The following is an 18,326-nucleotide window of genomic DNA, read 5'->3' as shown; positions in this document are numbered from 1 at the left end:
TCGGGCAAGGTTCCGCCACGTTTTCCGGCCGCCACGAGGTATAGGGGCGCCCTACGCGCGAGCCCTCGGAAAAACTTCTCCGAACCGGCGTAATGCTGCGCGCTCCGAGCCCTCTCCACTCGTACGGGCCCGCCCACAGGGCCCCGGACACGAGAGGAAACCCGCGACATGTACACCGTGGTGGAACGCGAGCTCGAGCTCAAGCTGGTCCTGTCCCCCGAGCGCAGCATCCCGGTCCCGGCTCTGCTGATCTACCGCACCGACGATCCGTACGCCGTGCACGTCACCTTCCACATCGGCACCGACCATCCCGTGAAGTGGACGTTCGCGCGCGAACTGCTCGTCGAGGGGGTGTTCCGGCCGTGCGGGCACGGGGATGTGCGGGTGTGGCCGACGAAGGTCGCCGGTCGCAGCGTCGTCCTGATGGCGCTGAGTTCACCCGACGGGGACGCCCTGCTCGAAGCGCCCGCCGCGCAGGTGTCGGCCTGGCTGGAGCGCACCCTGCGGGCGGTTCCACCGGGCTCCGAGGCCGAGCAGCTCGGTATCGACGACGGGCTCGCCGAGCTGCTCGCGCCGACCCCCGCCGACGACCTGTGGCTGCGCGACCCGTGGCCCTCGGACGAGTCCAGGGACGGGGAGTGAGACCCCGCGGGGGGATGGGACCACCCGGGGGCGGAGGGGGTGGTGGCTCAGAAGAGCTTGCCCGGGTTGAGGATGCCCAGCGGGTCGAAGGCTGTCTTGACCGCCTGCTGCATCTCGACACCGACCGGGCCGATCTCCCGTGCCAGCCACTCCTTCTTGAGGACGCCCACGCCGTGCTCGCCGGTGATCGTCCCGCCGAGTTCCAGACCCAGGGCCATGATCTCGTCGAAGGACTCCCGGGCACGCCGGGACTCGTCCGGATCGCCCGCGTCGAAGCAGACCGTCGGGTGGGTGTTGCCGTCACCCGCGTGCGCGACGACGCCGATGGTCAGCCGGTACTTCGCGGCGATCCGGTCCACCCCTTCGAGCATCTCGGCGAGCCTGGAGCGCGGTACGCACACGTCGTCGATCATCGTCGTGCCCTTGACGGCCTCCAGCCCGGTGAGCGACAGCCGGCGGGCCTGGAGAAGCAGTTCCGACTCGGCCGCGTCCTCCGCCGGTACGACCTGGGTGGCGCCGGCCGCCTCGCACAGCGCGCCCACGGCGGCGAGGTCGGCGGCCGGGTCGAGCGTGTCGAAGGCGGCGAGGAGCAGGGCCTCCGTGCTCTCCGGGAGGCCCATGGCGGCCATGTCGTTGACGGCCTTCACCGTCGTGCGGTCCATCAGTTCCAGGAGGGACGGCACATGGCCGCCCTCCATGATCCGGCAGACCGCGTCGCAGGCGGCCGCCCCGGACGCGAACTCGGCTGCCAGGACGAGTTGCTGGGGAGGCCGGGGCTTCAGGGTCAGGGTCGCTCCGACCACGATCCCGAGCGAGCCCTCCGAGCCGACGAAGAGACGCGTCAGGTCGTAACCGGCGACGCCCTTCGCCGTGCGGCGGCCCGTGGACATCAGGCGTCCGTCGGCGAGGACGACGTCCAGGCCGAGGACGTACTCGGCCGTCACCCCGTACTTCACACAGCACAGGCCGCCGGAGGCCGTGCCGATGTTGCCGCCGATGGTGCACATCTCCCAGCTGGAGGGATCCGGCGGGTAGTAGAGGCCCAGTTCGTTGACGGCCCGGGAGAGCGTGGCGTTGACGACGCCCGGTTCCACCACCGCGATCCGGTCGACGGGGCTGATCTCCAGGATCCGGTCCATCTTGACCAGGGACAGCACGATGCAGCCCTCGGAGGCGTTGGCCGCGCCCGACAGGCCCGTGCGGGCGCCCTGCGGGACGACCGGTACGCGTAGTTCTGTGGCGACGCGCATGACGTGCTGGACCTGCTCGACGGTGCGCGGCAGCACGACGACGGCGGGGGTACCCGCCTCGCAGAAGCTGGCCATGTCGTTGGCGTACGAGCTGGTGACGTCCGGGTCGGTGAGGACCGCCTCGGCCGGCAGCCCCACGAGGAGACGCTCGGCGAGGCTGCCCGTCGCCACGATGTCTTCGTCGGGTCGGGCTTCGATACGGCTCATGATCACAGCGTCGCACTCGGGGCCATCGGTGTGAACCCCGTCCGCGCCAGGCTTTCCGTGCCGGGGTGGTGGACGAATGTGCTCTTCGTATTGACGCACAGTGAGCGGCATGGAGAGCGGCGTGGAGAAAGACCTGACCCCGAGGCCGGCGGCCCGCCCGGACAGGCGTGCGGTCGTCCAGTGGTGGGTTCTGACCGGGGCCCTCACGGGCTGTGTCGTACTCGGTGGCGCGCTGATGACGATGCCCGCCGGGCAGCACCGGCCGCCGCCCTCCCCGGGGCCCGTGGCACGGGCCGAGACCGCCGTCGGGGCCGGGGCACCCGCCTCGCTGCCCGACCTGGACGCGCTGATCGGTGACCACGAGACGCATCTGCGGGCCCATCCGGGTGATGTCCGATCGTGGGCCGTGCTCGGCGCGGCGTACGTGGAGCGGGGCGAGCGGGCCTCTCAGTCGCGGTACTACCCGCGGGCCGAGAAGGCCCTGCGCACCTCGCTGAAGGCGAGGCCGAAGGGGAACGCGGAGGCGCTCGACGGGCTCGCCGCGCTCGCCAACGCCCGGCACGACTTCCGGACCGCGCGGAAGTGGGGCGAGGCCGCGGTGGCGGCCTCACCGAAACGGTGGACGGCCTATCCGCCGCTGATCGACGCGTACCGGGGGCTCGGTGACCACAAGGCCGCGCGCAGGACGCTCGCCGAGCTCGTCCGGCTCCCCTCGGGGAGCCGGGCCTCGAAGGCCCAGGTGTTGACGCGGGCCGGGCTCGTGTACCGGGACCAGGGCCGGCGGGAGGACTCCGCGGCCGCCTTCTCCGACGCGGCGGCACTCGCCTCCGCTCCGGCCGAGCGCGCCGACTGTCTCGTCCGGGCCGGGGAGCTGGCCTGGGAACGCGGGGAGCCCGCCGAGTCGCTGCGCGCCTTCGAGGCCGCGTTGCGGGCCGATCCCGGTGCGTACGCGGCGCGGGCGGGGCAGGGCAGGGCGCTGGCCGCGCTGGGACGGACGTCCGAGGCTCTTCGGGCGTACCGGTCCGCGCTGGCCGGGCGGCCGTTGCCGTGGTACGCGCTGGAGCTGGGCGAGTTGTACGAGTCGCTGGGGCGGGGTGGGGCCGCTCGGGCGCAGTACGAGGTGGTGCGGGCTCGGGTGCGGGAGGGGGCCGCGGGGGGTGTGGACGACGAGCTCGTGCTCGGTCTCCTCGAGGCGGATCACGGGGATGCCGGGTCCGCGGTGCGGCGGTTGCGGGGTGAGTGGGCGCGGCATCCGTCCGTGGCCGTCGCGGACGCCCTGGGGTGGGCGTTGCATCGTGCCGGGGAGGACGAGGAGGCTCTCGGCTTCGCCACGAAGGCGATGGACAGGGAGCACGGGGGTGAGGTGCGGGTCGCGCTGTACGCGTATCACCGGGGCGTGATCGAGCGGGAGTTGGGGAGGTTCGGGGCGGCTCGGCGGCATCTTGGGGAGGCGTTGCGGGTCAATCCCGCGTTCTCGCCGCTGTTTGCGCCGTTGGCTTCTGCGGCGTTGGAGGAGTTGGGGGAGCCCCGGACCGCCTGACCCTTGGGGCGGGTGGGTGGTTGCTGGTAGGCGGGTGGTTGCTGGTGGGTGCGGGCTGCCAGGTGGGGGGTCGGGGCCGTGCCGGTACGTCGCGCCCGCCGCCTTCCGGGTGTACCGCCCCAAGACGGAATCGTTGGGGTTGCCTGGAGGAGCCCTATGCGGCGGGCTGCGACGTACCGGCACGGCCCGCTCCCGTGCGTCCGCGGCCTCGGGCCGTGTCGGCAGGGCCCGCGCCGTGTCGGTACCGGCCCTCACCGTGTCGGTACGGCCCGCGCCGTGTCTGTACGGCCCGCGCCGTGTCTGTACGGCCCGCTCCCGTGCGTCGGCGGTCTCGGGGGCCCCTCCGCCTGGGTGGTGGAGGGGGCCTCCCTGGGGCGTGCTGGGTGTCAGAGGTTGCCGCGCTTTTCCTGCTCTCGTTCGATTGCCTCGAAGAGGGCCTTGAAGTTGCCCTTGCCGAAGCCCATGGAGCCGTGGCGTTCGATGATCTCGAAGAAGACCGTCGGGCGGTCCTGGACCGGCTTGGTGAAGATCTGAAGCAGGTAGCCGTCCTCGTCGCGGTCCACCAGGATCTTCAGTTCGCGCAGCGTCGCGACCGGGACGCGGGTCTCGCCGGCCCAGTCGCCGAGGGTGTCGTAGTAGGAGTCCGGGGTGTCCAGGAACTGGACGCCGGACGCGCGCATCGTGCGGACCGTCTCGACGATGTCGTTCGTGTTGAGCGCGATGTGCTGGACGCCGGCGCCGCCGTAGAACTCCAGATACTCGTCGATCTGGGACTTCTTCTTGGCGATGGCGGGCTCGTTGATCGGGAACTTGACCTTGAGCGTGCCGTCGGCGACGACCTTCGACATCAGGGCGCTGTACTCGGTGGCGATGTCGTCGCCCACGAACTCCTTCATGTTCGTGAAGCCCATGACGTTGTTGTAGAAACCGACCCACTCGTTCATCCGGCCCAGCTCGACGTTACCGACGCAGTGGTCGATGGCCTGGAAGGTGCGGTGGGCGGGCGGTTCGACGATGGGGTCGGCGCTCGCGAACCCCGGGAGGTAGGGGCCGTCGTAGCCCTTGCGCTCGACCAGGGTGTGGCGGGTCTTGCCGTACGTGGCGATCGCGGCGAGGACGACCGTGCCGTGCTCGTCCTTCAGCTCGTACGGCTCGGTGACCGCGGTGGCGCCGTGCTCCACGGCGTACGCGAACGCGGCCCGGGCGTCCGGGACCTCGATCGCGAGGTCGACCACCCCGTCGCCGTGTTCGGCCACGTGCTCCGTGAGGAAGTGGCCCCACGGCGTGGCGGGCTTGATGACGGAGGTGAGGACGAAGCGCGCCGAGCCGTTCGTCAGGACGTACGAGGCGGTCTCGCGGCTGCCGTTCTCCGGTCCGGAGTACGCGACGAGCGTCATGCCGAAGGCGGTGGAGTAGTAGTGCGCGGCCTGCTTGGCGTTGCCCACGGCGAAGACGACCGCGTCCATTCCCTTGACCGGGAAGGGGTCTGCCTGCCGCGCGGTGTCCGGGGTGTGGTGTGTGGTCTGCGTCATGGGTGCAGGGTCGCCCCGCTCCGCAAGGTGCGCAACACTTTGCGAATCCGCTGGGCAAACTGTTCAGTGGAATACCCGTACTGTCGGGCGTTCTGTACAGGATGACCATTGCGGAGGTCCTTGTGGCGATCGATCATCTGGACGGCCGGCTCATCGTGCTGCTCGCCGAGGAGCCGCGAATCGGCGTGCTCGAGATGTCCCGTCGGCTCGGTGTCGCACGCGGGACCGTGCAGGCGCGGCTGGACCGGCTTCAGTCGAATGGCGTCATCCGGGGGTTCGGGCCGCAGGTGGATCCCACGGCCCTCGGATATCCCGTCACCGCCTTCGCGACCCTCCAGATCCGGCAGGGGCAAGGGGCGGACGTCCGGGCGCACTTGGCGACCGTGCCCGAGGTGCTGGAGCTGCACACGACCACGGGCGGTGGGGACATGATGTGCCGGCTCGTGGCCCGGTCCAACGCCGACCTTCAACGCGTGATCGACCGGGTTGTCGGTTTTGATGGCATCGTCCGGGCCTCCACGGCGATCGTCATGGAGAACCCCGTGCCGCTGCGGATCATCCCGCTGGTGGAGCAGGCAGCGCAGGACGACGACTGAGGCGACCGAGCGGGGTGACGGCGGGTGAACTTCTGGGAGTACCTCGACAGCCGCCATCAGCAGCTCCTCGCCGACGCCTACCAGCACGCCAGCGCCGTATTCCAGTGCATGGTCGTCGCGACGGTGGTGGGGGTGACCATCGGTGTCGTCGCCTACCGCAGCGAATGGGGCGGGAGCCTCGCGACGACCGCGACCTCGACCCTGCTGACCATCCCCTCGCTCGCCATGATCGGCCTGCTGATCCCCATCGTGGGGCTCGGTGTCCCTCCCACGGTCATCGCCCTGACCCTGTACGGGCTGCTGCCGATCGTCCGCAACTCGATCGTCGGGCTGCGCGGGGTCGACCCGTCGCTGGTGGACGCGGCGACGGGCATCGGGATGTCGCGGCTCGCCCGTCTGGTGCGGGTCGAGCTGCCGCTGGCCTGGCCGCCGATCCTGACGGGCATCCGGGTCTCGACGCAGATGCTGATGGGCATCGCCGCCATCGCCGCCTACGCCTCCGGGCCCGGCCTCGGCAATGAGATCTTCCGCGGCATCGCCTCACTGGGCAGCAAGAACGCGCTCAACCAAGTGCTCGCGGGCACGCTCGGGATCATCGTCCTGGCGTTGCTGTTCGACGCCGCGTACGTCCTCGTCGGGCGGCTGACCATCCCCAGGGGGATTCGTGCCTGAGACACCCGAGGCATTTGAGACGCCTGCGACATCTGAGACACCCGAGGTGTCTGCGTCCGCAGGGACGCGGGAGCGGGACGCGACCGGGGCCACCATCCGGCTGGAGAACCTCACCAAGCGGTATCCGGGGAGTTCCGCCCCCGCGGTGGACAGCGTCAGCATGGAGATCGACGCCGGTGAGCTCGTCGTCTTCGTGGGGCCCTCGGGGTGCGGGAAGTCCACCACCCTGAAGATGATCAACCGGCTGATCGAGCCCACCGGCGGGCGGATCCGGATCGGCGGTGAGGACGTCACCCACATGGATCCCGTGAAGCTGCGGCGGAAGATCGGGTACGCCATCCAGTCCTCGGGGCTCTTCCCGCACATGACGGTCGCCCAGAACATCGGACTCGTGCCGAGGATGGTGGGGTGGCCGAAGCGGCGGATCGCGGACCGGATCGAGGAGATGCTCGATCTGGTCGGGCTGGATCCCGGCGAGTTCCACGGGCGCTATCCGCGGCAGTTGTCCGGCGGGCAGCAGCAACGGGTGGGAGTCGCGCGGGCGTTGGCCGCCGATCCGCCCGTGCTGTTGATGGACGAGCCGTTCGGGGCCGTCGATCCCATCACCCGTGATCACCTCCAGGACGAACTGATCCGGCTGCAGCACGAGCTGCACAAGACCATCGTCTTCGTCACCCACGACTTCGACGAGGCCATCAAGCTGGGCGACCGCATCGCCGTGCTGCGGGAGCGGTCGCACATCGCGCAGTTCGACACCCCGGAGGCGATCCTCACCAATCCGGCCGACGACTTCGTGTCCGGGTTCGTGGGCGCGGGCGCCGCCCTGAAGCGGCTGAACCTGACGCGCGTGCGGGATGTGGAGATCACCGGCTATCCGACCGTGACCGTCGACGATCCGCTGCAGGAGATCTTCAACAAGATCAGGGCGAGCGGTACCAACGAGATCCTGCTGCTCGACCGGCGGGGGCGGCCCTACAAGTGGCTGCGACGCGGGGATCTGATGCGTGCCCGGGGCTCGTTGGCCAGGGCCGGCACGTTGGTGCACGACACCGTGACCCGGGACGCGACGCTGCGGGACGCGCTGGAGGCCGTGCTCACGGACAACGCGGGGCGGGTCGTGGTGACCGGTCGGCGCGGCGAGTACACCGGCGTGGTGGACGTGGAGACGCTGATGAACTCCGTGCACGAGATGCTGGAGGCCGACCGGCTCGACGCGATGGAGCACCAGCACGAGCTGGAGGAGGCACGCGCCGGGCAGACCCATCACGAGCAGGAGGGCGCGGCCGGCGGGGAGGCGAAGGCGTGAGGCCTCCCGGGACCGGCCGAGCGGGCCGCGACACCTGTACGGGGTCCTCGGGTGCCGGTAAGGGGTCCGGGGACGGTGACACCGGATTCGAGGACGGTGACACGGGCTTCGAGGACGACGGGCAGGAGGCCGGCCGGGAGGCCGGGTCCGACGGAGGTGCTTCCGGGGCCGCGTCCGTCTCGCGGGCGCCCAGGGTCGGTTGGCGGAAGCTGACCTTTCTGCCCGCCGTGCTCGCCGCCGGGCTGCTCGCCACCTGGTTGTGGTTCCGGCAGGCGGACCTGGACCCGCTCTCCGAGAACGCGCTGTCGAACGGCCAGGTGTGGAAGGCGCTGCGGCAGCACATCGAGCTGACCGTGATCTCCACCTTCTTCGTGCTGATCATCGCGATCCCGCTGGGCATCCTCCTGACACGCAGGGCCTTTCGCAGGGCCACGCCGGTGGCGATGACCTTCGCCAACATGGGGCAGGCGACACCCGCGATCGGCCTGCTGGCCCTGCTGGTGATCTGGCTGGGCATCGGCCGCAGGGCGGCGCTGATCGGCATCATCGCGTACGCCGTCCTGCCGGTCCTGTCGAACACGATCGCCGGGCTGAAGGCGAACGACCCGACGCTCCTGGAGGCCGCCCGGGGCATCGGCATGGCGCCGCTGGGCGTGCTGGCCCGCGTCGAACTCCCCCTCGCCGTACCGCTGATCCTCGCGGGTGTACGTACCGCGCTCGTCCTGAACGTGGGCACGGCGACGCTCGCCACGTTCGGCGGGGGCGGTGGTCTCGGCGTGCTGATCACGACCGGCATCACCAACCAGCGGATGCCGGTGCTGATCCTCGGCTCGATCCTGACCGTCGCGCTGGCGCTGCTGGTCGACTGGCTCGCGTCGCTGGCCGAACTGCTGCTCGGTCCGCGCGGGCTGAAGGCGGGAACATGAGACGGCGTACGGGTCTGCTGGCGGCGGGGTCGGTGCTGGTGGCGGCCTCCGGCTGCGGGCTGACCAGCGGTTCCCCCATGGTGGACGACGTGAAGCCGGGGTCGGTCGGGCAGGGGCTGCCACTCAAGGGCGCCGATCTCACCGTGACGTCCAAGGAGTTCACCGAGCAGCTCGTGCTCGGCGCGATCATGGGCATCGCCTTCCAGGCCGCCGGCGCCGACGTCCTCGACCGCACGGGCATCCAGGGTTCCATCGGCGCCCGGGAGGCCGTCAAGGGCGGGGACGCGGACGCCATGTACGAGTACACGGGCACCGCCTGGATCACCTACCAGGGCAACAGCGAGCCCATCCCGGAACCGGACAGGCAGTGGGAGGCCGTGCGCGAGGCCGACCTGAAGAACGGGCTGACCTGGCTGGCGCCCTCGGCGCTCAACAACACGTACGCGCTCGCCATGAACCAGGCCGACTCCAGGAAGTACGGCACGAAGACGCTCTCCGACGTGGCCGCCCTCGCGAAGTCCGACCCCGGGGCCGTCACGGTGTGCGTGGAGAGCGAGTTCGCCAACCGGGCGGACGGGCTGCCGGGCATGGAGAAGGCCTACGGCATGGAACTGCCCGGCGGGAACATCACACAGATGGACACCGGGATCATCTACACCCAGGTCGCCAAGGGGAGCTGCACCTACGGGGAGGTCTTCACCACCGACGGACGCATCCGGTCCATGAACCTCGCGGTGATGAAGGACGACAAGAAGTTCTTCCCCAACTACAACGTGGCTCCCGAGATCAACTCCAGGACCCTGAAGAAGTATCCGGCGATCGCCGACGTCCTCGACCCGATCACCAGGCGGCTGGACAACGACGTGGCGCAGGAGCTGAACGCCAGGGTGGACGTCGACGGCGAGGACCCGCACGCGGTGGCACTGGACTGGATGAAGGCGGAAGGGTTCGTGAAGGAGGGCTGAGCCCTCGTACGCACGACAGCTCTCGTCCCCTAACAGGTGGGGACGGAGCCCTGCCCCTTCTCCAGTGCCACCAGAGCACTGACCGCGCTCTTCAGCGTCGTCACCGGAATGAGTCGGAGTCCCTTCGGCAGCTCCGACTCCGCGTCCGAGCACTCCGCCTTCGGGACCAGGAAGACCGTCGCACCGTCGCGCCGGGCGGCCTGTGTCTTGAGGGCCACTCCCCCGACCGCGCCGACCTTCCCGTCGGCGTCGATCGTTCCCGTACCCGCGACGACCCGGCCGCCCGTGAGGTCGCCGCCGCTGCCGTCGCCGTCCAGTTTGTCGACGATGCCGAGGGAGAAGAGGAGCCCGGCGCTCGGGCCTCCCACATCGGCGAGCTTCAGGGTGACCTCGATGCCGTCCCCCTGCTCGCCGAGGTGGTCCAGGGCCGCCTCGGTGGCGGTGTCCTGGGACTTCCTCATCTCCTCGGAGTTGTACTTCTCGATCTCCTTGACGCTGTCCCCGTTCGGGTAGACCGCGTCGCGCGGCATCACGGCACGGTCCGTACGGAACCAGCCGCCGAGCACGTCACCCAGGCTCACGTCCGCGTCCGGGCCCGTCGCCTCGATGGTCGTCATCCGCAGCTGCCCGCTCGTCCTGCGGGTGTCCGCGCCGGAGATCGTGATCACCGGGTCGCCGCGGTTCTCGCCCAGGACGTTCGCCGTCATGCCGGGCTGGGCCAGCGCGAACGGCAACGGCGCGAACGCGGCCGTGGCGAGCAGCGCCACGACGGGCAGCGCGCAGACGGCGACAGCCCGGGGGCGGGAGAGACGCGAGAGGCGAGGAGGCACGGGATCAATCTAACGCGCCGGTGATATCCGCCCGCGCCCGCCGGGCACCGCCCCACGCCCCGCCTCCGCGCCCCGTCTCCCCCTTCGGCTTCGGCTTCGGCTTCGGCTTCGGCTTCGGCTTCGGCTTCGGCTTCGGCTTCGGCTTCGGAAGGGTGCGTGCCCCTCAGGGGCGTGGGCGCCGCAGAGGCGTGTGCCCTGCAGGGGTGCGGGGAACTGCGCGGTCGGCCACGACGGGTCCGCGGACTCCGTACCGGCCCCAGCCGAGCAACGCCCGGCAGGGCCCGGCCGCGGGGTCACCGCAGGGCGTCGGCCACCTCCCGGGCCGCGTCCACGACACGCGGGCCCACCCGTTCCGGTACGGCGTCCGCGAGCATGACCACGCCCACGCTGCCCTCCACGCCCGTGACGCCGATCAGTGCCGCCGCCGCCCCGCTCGCGCCGGCCTCAAGCTCGCCGTGCGTGAGGGTGTAGCCGGGCTCGTCCGCGGTCGCGGTCCGCGCGGCGAGGATCGCCTTTCCGGCCGCGCCCCGCTCCAGCGGATGCCGGAACCCGGCGCGGTAGGCCACGTGGTAGTCGGTCCACGTCGGCTCGACCACGGCGACGGCGAGCGCCTCCGTGCCGTCGACCAGCGTGAGGTGGGCGGTCGCGCCTATGTCCTCGGCCAGCGACCGCAGGGCGGGCAGCGCGGCCTCGCGGACGAGCGGATGCACCTGGCGGCCGAGCCGCAGCACGCCGAGCCCGACGCGGGCACGGCCGCCGAGGTCGCGGCGCACGAGGGCGTGCTGCTCCAGGGTGGCGAGCAACCGGTACACGACGGTCCGGTTGACTCCGAGTTTGTTGGACAGCTCGGTGACGGTCAGACCGTGGTCGGTGTCGGCGAGCAGCTTGAGGACACGCAGTCCCCGGTCGAGCGTCTGGGAGGTTTCCGCGGTCACGACGCCCACTCCTTAGTGGTGAGGGTCGACGGCCCCTTGTGCGGCGGATGCGTCACCGGTCCCATCGGCGACGCGCGTCAGAGGCCGCCGGTCGGCAGCGTCCCGGGCACTCCCGGGCGGGCACCGGCTGCGCTCCGCGGCGGCGCTGCCACGGGGCGTGTGCGTAGCGGGACAGTAGCGAGCCGGTTCGCTCAGCGGAAGTCTCCGTCCAGAATCCGGTCAGGTGCAGGTACGGACCGTTCCCGGTTACCCCGGGTTTGATCCAGTTTTGGCCGGATGTGAGCGGCGCGGGCCACGGGCGTGCACCACCCCCGCACGAGCGCGCATGCGAACGGGCGCCGGTGCCCTGACGGCACCGGCGCCCGTTTCGGCGTACGGCCGGCAGACGCGGACGTCTGCGAGTGCGACCGTGGTCGGTCACGCGGTCACCGGGTCACCGCATGCGGGTGGCCCACTCCTGCACCTTGGCGATCCGCTGGCGCAGCTGTCCGGCCGTCGCCTCCGCGCTCGGCGGACCGCCGCACACGCGGCGCAGTTCGGTGTGGATCACGCCGTGCGGTTTGCCGCTCTGGTGGACGTACGCGCCGACCATCGTGTTGAGCTGCTTCCTGAGCTCCAGCATCTCCTTGTGGGAGACCACGGGACGACGCTCGGCGGGCAGTTCGAGCAGGTCCGCCTCGTCGTCCGGCTTCTTGCGGCTGTGCGCGATCTGCCGGGCCTGGCGCTTCTGGAGGAGGAGCTGGACCTGGTCGGGCTCCAGCAGCCCCGGAATTCCCAGGTAGTCCTGCTCCTCCGCGCTCCCCGGGTGGGCCTGCATGCCGAACTCGGCGCCGTCGTAGAGGACCCGGTCGAAGACGGCCTCGGACTCCAGCGCCTCGAAGGAGAACTGCTCCTGCTCCCCGGTGTCCTCGTCCTCCTCCCGGTTCGCCTCCTCCATCTCCTTCTCGGATTCGGCGTACGGGTCCTCCTCGCCCTCCTTCTTGGGCTTGTCGAGGGCGTGGTCGCGCTCGACCTCCATCTCGTTGGCGAAGGTGAGGAGGTCGGGGACGGTCGGCAGGAAGACGGAGGCGGTCTCGCCGCGCCGCCTGGACCGTACGAAACGGCCGACGGCCTGCGCGAAGAAGAGGGGGGTCGAGATGGTGGTCGCGTACACACCGACGGCGAGGCGGGGCACGTCGACGCCCTCGGACACCATCCGGACGGCGACCATCCAGCGGTCGTCGCTGTGGCTGAACTCGTCGATCCGGTTGGACGCGCCCGTGTCGTCGGAGAGGACGAGGGTGGCCTTGCTGCCGGTGATGTCGCGGATGAGCTTGGCGTAGGCGCGGGCCGACTCCTGGTCGGAGGCGATGACGAGGGCGCCGGCGTCCGGGATGCCCTTGCGCACCTCGGTCAGGCGCTGGTCGGCGGCGCGCAGCACGCTGGGCATCCACTCGCCGCGCGGGTCGAGGGCCGTGCGCCAGGCCTGGCTGACGGCGTCCTTGGTCATCGGCTCGCCGAGCCGGGCGGCGATCTCGTCCCCCGCCTTCGTACGCCACCGCATGTTGCCGCTGTAGGAGAGGAAGATGACGGGCCGCACGACACCGTCACCGAGGGCGGAGCCGTAGCCGTAGGTGTAGTCGGCGGCGGACCTGCGGATCCCGTCGTTGCCCTCCTCGTACGCGACGAAGGGGATGGGGTTCGTGTCGGACCTGAAGGGCGTACCGGTGAGCGCGAGGCGCCGGGTGGCGGGCTCGAAGGCCTCCAGGCACGCCTCGCCCCAGGACTTGGAGTCACCGGCGTGGTGGATCTCGTCGAGGATGACGAGGGTCTTGCGCTGCTCGCAGCGGTTGCGGTGCAGCATGGGCCGCACGCCGACGCCGGCGTAGGTCACGGCGACGCCCTGGTACTCCTTGCTGAGCGGGCCCGCGCTGTACTCGGGATCCAGCTTGATCCCTATCCGCGCGGCCGCCTCCGCCCACTGCTTCTTCAGATGCTCGGTCGGCGCGACCACGGTCACCTGCTGCACGACGTGGTGGTGCAGCAGCCACGACGCGAGGGTCAGCGCGAAGGTCGTCTTGCCGGCTCCGGGCGTGGCGACGGCAAGGAAGTCACGCGGCTGCTCCTGGAGGTACCTCTCCATCGCCCCCTGCTGCCAGGCGCGCAGCTTGCTGGCGGTACCCCAGGGGGCCCGCCCGGGAAACGCGGGTGACAGGTGGTGCGAAGAGGACGCTGAGGCGGCGGTGGTAGTCACGGTCTCCGTGGGGTGGTTGAGCGGCACGGTTGTATCCGACGTCGGCCGGGTCCGGCATCGGCTGGGTATGACAACCGGGCCACCCTACCGGCGGCCCGCGCGCGTCAACGCGCGGACTGCGCCGGGTCCCCCTTGGATGGGACTCAGGTCACATCGCCTCGGGTCAGCGCGCGAAAGGCGTCGACGGTACTGCGTGGTACCACTCAGTGTCATGTGGAATCGGCCCGCAGCCGAGTAGTCACCCAAGCCCCCACCAACGCCACCCCCGCCATCGGCAGGAACACCGCGACGAAGGCCGCCGGGTGGCCGCCGGAGGCCTGCGTGGCCGCGTGGGCGACCGTGCCGCCGCCCAGCGCCGCGAAGGCCGCGCCGCCGACGGCGAGCAGCATGGCGTTGGCGAGGCCGTCGGATATCTGGAGGGCGGCGGAGTTGTTGCCGGCCTGGCCCGGGGCGGAGAGCTGCAGCAGGAGGACGCTGGTGGAGGAGATCACCAGGCCCATGCCGAAGCAGCCGATCGCCCAGGCCACCGCCACCGTCCACACGGGGACCCCGTCGATCAGCACCGTCGGCACGGCGGCGATGGAGGCCGCGGTCAGCACCATTCCCAGCGCCATGAGCCGCTCCCGGTACGGCTCCACCCGCGCCCTCGCCTGCACGAAGGAACCCAGCGCCCAGGTGAGCCCGCTCGCCGCCAGCGAGAACCCGGCCATGGTCGGCGACAGCCCCCGCTCGGTGACCAGCATCAGCGGCACGAACGACTCCGCCGAGATGAAGGACCCGGCCGCGACCCCGCGCAGCAGCACCACGGACGGCAGGCCGCGCGCCGCCCGGTAGGTCCCCCGCGGCAGCAGCCCGAGCACCGCCGGGACGAGCAGCGCCGCCCCCGCCGCGCCCGGGATCACGGACAGCCACCCCAGGTCCTGTGCGGCGTACTGCAGCAGACCGGCGCCCAGGGAGATGCCCAGCGCCAGCCGGATGCGCCGCCGGTCGAAGGGCGCGGCGACGGTCCCCTCCGCCGGACCGGACGCCCGACGGCGGATCTGCGGCAGCGCGAGTGCCAGGGGAAGGACCACCAGCACCGGCACCCCGACGAACACCCAGCGCCAGCCGAGGTGTTCGGTCACCGCGCCGGAGGCCAGCGGGCCGACGACGGACGGGAGCACCCAGCTCGCCGCGAACGCCGCCATGATCGACGGCCGCAGCCGTTCCGGATAGGCCCGTCCCACGACGACGTACAGCGCGACGATCACCAGGCCGCCGCCCAGGCCCTGTACGGCCCGCCCGAGGATGAACAGCCACATGACCCCGGCCGTCCCGGACAGCAGCAGCCCCGCCGCGAACGCGCCGATCCCCGCGGTGAGCGATCCGAGCGGGCCCGCCCGGTCCGACCACTGCCCGGCCAGCACCATGCCGAACAGGCTCGTCGTGAAGTACCCGGAGAACGCGAACGCGTACAGCGGGATCCCGTCGAGTTCGCGCGCCGCGACGGGCATCGCCGTCCCGACGGCCGTCGCCTCGAAGGCGATCAGCAGCACGACGGAGACGATCCCGATGCTCAGCGCCCGGTGGGAGCGGCCGAGGACGCCCTCCTGGGGGGCGGCTCCGGTCGGTGCGCTCGGGCTCTCGGCGACGCCGGTGTCGCCCGGCTCCAGGGTGGTCATGCCGTCAGAGTAAGGAACGAGACTGACATTGACCCCTGTCGGAAGACGGTCCTCGACCGGGACCTTGGTCGTACGACCAGCATCGGCCCCTCCCCCGCCGACTTCGGCCCGGCGCCCTTTGTGAACGCGGTGTGGCAGTCCCGTTGCGGCACCGGCCCGTTCCTTGAGTCCCGTCCGGCCGGGGGCCTACGGTCGGTGCAACGGGTCCGGAACATCGGACTCTGTGAATGGCCGTGTGCCCGAGTGGCTTAGGGACTCGCCTGCAAAGCGAGGCACGTGGGTTCGATTCCCGCCACGGCCTCTGGTGGCCTGACCAGGCAGTACGGAAGGGTGGCACCTCGTCGAGGTGCCACCCTTCTGGCCGTCCGTCGCACTGTCCGTCTCGGTCGCAGCCCGGGCATCCGTGATGGCCGGCCGTTGCCGCTGGCTGCAGCCCCAAAAGGGCTTCACCCACTAACCCGCCGAGCAGAGGCCGTCGCTCGGGCAGAACATGGCCCACGTGAAGTTGTAACCGGCACGTATGGTCACGGGATTCGGCGTGGGGTCGAAGTTGGTGTAGGACCCCTCGTCGGGCGTGGCGGTGAACGTGACCGTCGTTCCGACCTCGAAGGCGGCCGTACAGGCGCCTGTCGGGTTCAGCGGCGGTTCGGTGCTCGCATACGGATCCCACGCCGTCGTGTGACAGTTGATCCCGGCGGGCTGGCTGGTGACGGTGCCGCCGCCCCAGCCGTCGCTGATCCACGCGGAGAGCTGAGCGGTCTGAGCCTGGGCCGGGGCGACCGAAGCGATCGCGGCGGCCGTGGCGAGGGCGGTGACGACTCCCGTCGCGCGCCAGGCGCGGCGTCTGTTCGTTCTCATGGGAGGCTCCTCGGATCGAACCTGGTCGATCCCCTGTGACCAGCCTATTCTTCTCCTCGGACGGGTGCCACGGGAGCGGCGGGATCGGTCGGCCGCGGCCCTGCCCTCGCGCTCGGCCCCGCCCCGGGCCGCCCCCGCGGGGCAGCTGATCGCTCGCATCGCACAGCGGTCGGAGCAGTGCGGGGTCAGAGCACTCCGGCCGCCTCGTCCTGGAACATCTCCGTCCAGTAGTGCCACTCGCCCAGCGGGGCGGAGCCCGTCGGGTCGACCGCCGACAGGGTCTGCGTCATCGTCGCCGCCAGCTGGTCGTAGGCCCCCGCCGTCAGCTCGTGGGACAGGGACTCGTCGATCGTCCTCTCGCGGTGGAGCAGCCACAGTGTGAAGGCCAGCGTGGAGACGTCCGTGTTCAGCGCGCGCAGGGTCGCCTCGGGCTCGCTCCAGTCGAGGATCGCGCCCGTCGCGCCGTCGACGACCAGGCTGTTGTCCTCGACGAGATGACCCAGGCGTATCAAGTGGTCGGCGCCGTCGGGTAGTTGGTCGGCGGTGAGCACGTCGGGGCGCTCGTCCTCGTAGTACTCGGCGAGGGTCGGCAACGGCACGTCCGTGTCCAGCTGGAACAGGAAGCCGTCCTCGGGCAGGCCCGTCTCGCGCAGGAAGCGCCGGGTCGGCTCGTGCGCGAGCGCCACGGGGAAGTCGACGTCCTCGTAGCGGACGACGCGGCCCTGACCGAACTCCTGGTCCAGCAGGCGGGCGGGCAGGTCGAGGGTGAGCGCCGAGTCCTCGGGCGGGCCCGCGACGAGGGCCAACGGGCGGATCAGCGCGGCCATCTTCCAGAAGGGCGGGACCTCGCCGTCGACGCCCGCCTCGAACTCCGTAAGCAGCCGGTGCGACATTCCCGTGACGGCCTTCGGCCCGAACCGGCCTTCGTAGGAGGCGAACCGGCCGCTTCTCGCGGACATCTCCTCCGTCGCCGTCACGAAGCCGACGAGGGTCCGGAGCGAAGGCGCGAACGGGCGGCGCTCCATCAGGTCGGGGCGGTCGTGGAGGAAGCAGGTGGTGGACACCTCGCCCGTCGCTCCGTCGAGCAGGACCGACTCCGTCTCCGCGGCGACGGGGTCCCGCAGCGCGCCGATCACCAACTGGTCGCGCAGGTCCGCGGGGAGGCGGGCCGGGTCTCCCGTCGAGTCCGCCACGGTACGCAGCCCGTCCGTGCGCAACGCCTCGAAGGTCAACAGGCCGCTGTCGGCGGGCAGTCCGGGCCCCGTCAGCCAGCGTCGTGTCGGTGTGTGCGTGACATGCGGACCCAGTGCGTCCTCGGTCAGCGTGATCGTCTCCGTGCCGGTGATCGTCTCCGTGCCGGTGGCCGCCTCGGTGTCTGTGATCGTCCTGGTGCCGGTGTCCGTCGTGCTCATCGTTCCCCCGCGCATGGTTGTTCACGTCCCCCAGGCAGGACCGGACCGGGCGGCGCGCACGCAGACGTCCGGGAACAGCCGGAAAACGTCCCGCCGCCCAGCGGTCCTCCCCCACTGCCCAGAACACTACGCGGCACCACTGACAACGCCCCGGGCCTGCGGTGACCTGCGGGTCCGCCGTGCGCGGCGGCCGCCGCGAGACGCCCGGGCTCAGCGGATGCGCGCCCGTTCCCGTTCCGTCAGGATCGCGTCCACCGTCTGTCCCACGGTCTGCTCGGAGGTGTCCAGCCACAGGCCGACGCGCGGGGTGTCGGCGCGCAGACCGCGGTCGAGGTCCCCGACGGTCCACGCGCCGTAGCCCGTCTTGGCCCGCCCGGCCTCCCGCTCCGCCACGGCCTCGGGCCGCGGGGCCAGCACGACGACGTACAGGGGCCGTGTCCGCACGAGTTCGACGTACGCCGCCAGGTTCTCCCCCAGCACCACGTCCTGCACGACGGCTGTGAAGCCCGCTCGCGCGTACGCGTCGGCCGTCGCCGCCGACAGGCTGTACCGCAGCCGGAGTTGGGCCTCGGCCTCGCTCCCCGGTCCGGCGCCGGGCTCGTACTCCGCGCGGCCGGACACGAGCATCCGCCGGAATGCGTCACCGCGCACGTGGGCGGCCCGCGGCAGCCGCTCGGCCAGTGCCTGCGCGACCGTGGACTTCCCGGCGGCCATGATGCCGGTGATCAGGATGACACCGTCCACGTCACACCTCGCAGCCC

The 18,326-nt window shown here is 71.3% G+C and carries 16 protein-coding genes and 1 tRNA gene; 8 read left to right on the top strand and 9 right to left on the bottom strand.

The window, feature by feature from the left end; all coding sequences use genetic code 11:
* Positions 1–168: 168 nt before the first annotated feature.
* Positions 169–642: an SsgA family sporulation/cell division regulator gene (locus tag O1Q96_RS06345; RefSeq protein WP_269247226.1), complete on the top strand. Its 474-nt coding sequence runs from the start codon at positions 169–171 to the stop codon at positions 640–642.
* 47 nt (positions 643–689) lie between these two features.
* Here the strand turns inward: O1Q96_RS06345 and O1Q96_RS06340 are convergent, their stop codons facing one another.
* On the bottom strand, positions 690–2,105 hold the full coding sequence (locus O1Q96_RS06340; RefSeq protein ID WP_269247225.1) for an FAD-binding oxidoreductase: 1,416 nt from the start codon (positions 2,103–2,105) through the stop codon (positions 690–692).
* Between the two features lie 103 nt (positions 2,106–2,208).
* Between O1Q96_RS06340 and O1Q96_RS06335 the strand changes: the two genes are divergently transcribed.
* Complete coding sequence (locus O1Q96_RS06335) at positions 2,209–3,639, top strand: tetratricopeptide repeat protein (RefSeq protein WP_269247224.1); 1,431 nt, start codon at positions 2,209–2,211, stop codon at positions 3,637–3,639.
* A 386-nt stretch (positions 3,640–4,025) separates the two neighbouring features.
* Here the strand turns inward: O1Q96_RS06335 and hppD are convergent, their stop codons facing one another.
* Positions 4,026–5,171 (bottom strand): 4-hydroxyphenylpyruvate dioxygenase, encoded by a 1,146-nt coding sequence (gene hppD, locus O1Q96_RS06330; RefSeq protein ID WP_269247223.1) that lies wholly within the window; start codon positions 5,169–5,171, stop codon positions 4,026–4,028.
* A 101-nt stretch (positions 5,172–5,272) separates the two neighbouring features.
* Here hppD and O1Q96_RS06325 point away from each other — a divergent pair, with 101 nt between their 5' ends.
* Genes O1Q96_RS06325 through O1Q96_RS06305 form a run of 5 tightly spaced genes read left to right on the top strand, consistent with a single transcriptional unit; the run spans position 5,273 to position 9,636 of the window.
* Positions 5,273–5,767 carry an Lrp/AsnC family transcriptional regulator gene (locus O1Q96_RS06325; protein ID WP_269247222.1) on the top strand — a complete coding sequence of 165 codons (495 nt, stop codon included), beginning with the start codon at positions 5,273–5,275 and terminating at the stop codon, positions 5,765–5,767.
* A gap of 24 nt (positions 5,768–5,791) precedes the next feature.
* Positions 5,792–6,439: an ABC transporter permease gene (locus tag O1Q96_RS06320; protein ID WP_269247221.1), complete on the top strand. Its 648-nt coding sequence runs from the start codon at positions 5,792–5,794 to the stop codon at positions 6,437–6,439.
* A 46-nt stretch (positions 6,440–6,485) separates the two neighbouring features.
* Entirely contained in the window at positions 6,486–7,745 is a 1,260-nt protein-coding gene (locus O1Q96_RS06315; protein ID WP_269247220.1) for an ABC transporter ATP-binding protein, read from the top strand.
* The gene (locus tag O1Q96_RS06310) at positions 7,742–8,671 is read left to right on the top strand and encodes an ABC transporter permease (RefSeq protein WP_269247219.1); all 930 of its coding nucleotides are present in this window, start codon (positions 7,742–7,744) and stop codon (positions 8,669–8,671) included. The genes O1Q96_RS06315 and O1Q96_RS06310 overlap by 4 nt, the downstream gene beginning before the upstream one ends.
* Positions 8,668–9,636, top strand: coding sequence for a glycine betaine ABC transporter substrate-binding protein (locus O1Q96_RS06305; RefSeq protein ID WP_269247218.1), 969 nt, complete (start codon positions 8,668–8,670; stop codon positions 9,634–9,636). Before O1Q96_RS06310 ends, O1Q96_RS06305 begins: the two co-directional genes overlap by 4 nt.
* 29 nt (positions 9,637–9,665) lie before the next feature.
* On the opposite strand, the gene O1Q96_RS06300 is transcribed toward O1Q96_RS06305, so the two are convergent.
* The 4 genes from O1Q96_RS06300 to O1Q96_RS06285 form a co-directional block, all read right to left on the bottom strand.
* On the bottom strand, positions 9,666–10,466 hold the full coding sequence (locus tag O1Q96_RS06300) for a S16 family serine protease (RefSeq protein ID WP_269247217.1): 801 nt from the start codon (positions 10,464–10,466) through the stop codon (positions 9,666–9,668).
* A gap of 293 nt (positions 10,467–10,759) precedes the next feature.
* The gene (locus tag O1Q96_RS06295; RefSeq protein ID WP_217455617.1) at positions 10,760–11,401 is read right to left on the bottom strand and encodes an IclR family transcriptional regulator; all 642 of its coding nucleotides are present in this window, start codon (positions 11,399–11,401) and stop codon (positions 10,760–10,762) included.
* A gap of 433 nt (positions 11,402–11,834) precedes the next feature.
* Positions 11,835–13,634: a DEAD/DEAH box helicase gene (locus tag O1Q96_RS06290; protein ID WP_217455618.1), complete on the bottom strand. Its 1,800-nt coding sequence runs from the start codon at positions 13,632–13,634 to the stop codon at positions 11,835–11,837.
* Positions 13,635–13,843: 209 nt separating this feature from the next.
* Positions 13,844–15,295 carry an MFS transporter gene (locus O1Q96_RS06285; protein ID WP_269247216.1) on the bottom strand — a complete coding sequence of 484 codons (1,452 nt, stop codon included), beginning with the start codon at positions 15,293–15,295 and terminating at the stop codon, positions 13,844–13,846.
* A 229-nt stretch (positions 15,296–15,524) separates the two neighbouring features.
* Between O1Q96_RS06285 and O1Q96_RS06280 the strand changes: the two genes are divergently transcribed.
* Positions 15,525–15,596, top strand: a tRNA-Cys gene (locus O1Q96_RS06280).
* 152 nt (positions 15,597–15,748) lie between these two features.
* Here the strand turns inward: O1Q96_RS06280 and O1Q96_RS06275 are convergent.
* The 3 genes from O1Q96_RS06275 to O1Q96_RS06265 all read right to left on the bottom strand — a co-directional run bounded on the left by O1Q96_RS06275 (position 15,749) and on the right by O1Q96_RS06265 (position 18,309).
* On the bottom strand, positions 15,749–16,153 hold the full coding sequence (locus O1Q96_RS06275) for a hypothetical protein (RefSeq protein WP_269247215.1): 405 nt from the start codon (positions 16,151–16,153) through the stop codon (positions 15,749–15,751).
* Between the two features lie 185 nt (positions 16,154–16,338).
* Positions 16,339–17,565: an SUKH-4 family immunity protein gene (locus O1Q96_RS06270; protein ID WP_269247214.1), complete on the bottom strand. Its 1,227-nt coding sequence runs from the start codon at positions 17,563–17,565 to the stop codon at positions 16,339–16,341.
* 210 nt (positions 17,566–17,775) lie between these two features.
* Positions 17,776–18,309 carry an AAA family ATPase gene (locus O1Q96_RS06265; RefSeq protein ID WP_269247213.1) on the bottom strand — a complete coding sequence of 178 codons (534 nt, stop codon included), beginning with the start codon at positions 18,307–18,309 and terminating at the stop codon, positions 17,776–17,778.
* Positions 18,310–18,326: the final 17 nt, after the last annotated feature.

The sequence above is a fragment of the Streptomyces aurantiacus genome (genome assembly GCF_027107535.1).
Classification (GTDB): Bacteria; Actinomycetota; Actinomycetes; order Streptomycetales; family Streptomycetaceae; genus Streptomyces.
The sequence above is the reverse complement of the archived record's forward strand: the minus strand, read 5'-3'. Positions and strand labels throughout refer to the sequence as shown.

What these genes read in the sequence shown, in the direction of transcription:
- O1Q96_RS06305 (WP_269247218.1), top strand. Translation starts at nt 8,668, where the DNA reads ATGAGACGGCGTACGGGTCTGCTGGCGGCGGGGTCGGTGCTGGTGGCG.
- O1Q96_RS06270 (WP_269247214.1), bottom strand. Translation starts at nt 17,565, where the DNA reads ATGAGCACGACGGACACCGGCACCAGGACGATCACAGACACCGAGGCG.
- O1Q96_RS06275 (WP_269247215.1), bottom strand. Translation starts at nt 16,153, where the DNA reads ATGAGAACGAACAGACGCCGCGCCTGGCGCGCGACGGGAGTCGTCACC.
- hppD (WP_269247223.1), bottom strand. Translation starts at nt 5,171, where the DNA reads ATGACGCAGACCACACACCACACCCCGGACACCGCGCGGCAGGCAGAC.
- O1Q96_RS06285 (WP_269247216.1), bottom strand. Translation starts at nt 15,295, where the DNA reads ATGACCACCCTGGAGCCGGGCGACACCGGCGTCGCCGAGAGCCCGAGC.
- O1Q96_RS06335 (WP_269247224.1), top strand. Translation starts at nt 2,209, where the DNA reads ATGGAGAGCGGCGTGGAGAAAGACCTGACCCCGAGGCCGGCGGCCCGC.
- O1Q96_RS06345 (WP_269247226.1), top strand. Translation starts at nt 169, where the DNA reads ATGTACACCGTGGTGGAACGCGAGCTCGAGCTCAAGCTGGTCCTGTCC.
- O1Q96_RS06325 (WP_269247222.1), top strand. Translation starts at nt 5,273, where the DNA reads ATGACCATTGCGGAGGTCCTTGTGGCGATCGATCATCTGGACGGCCGG.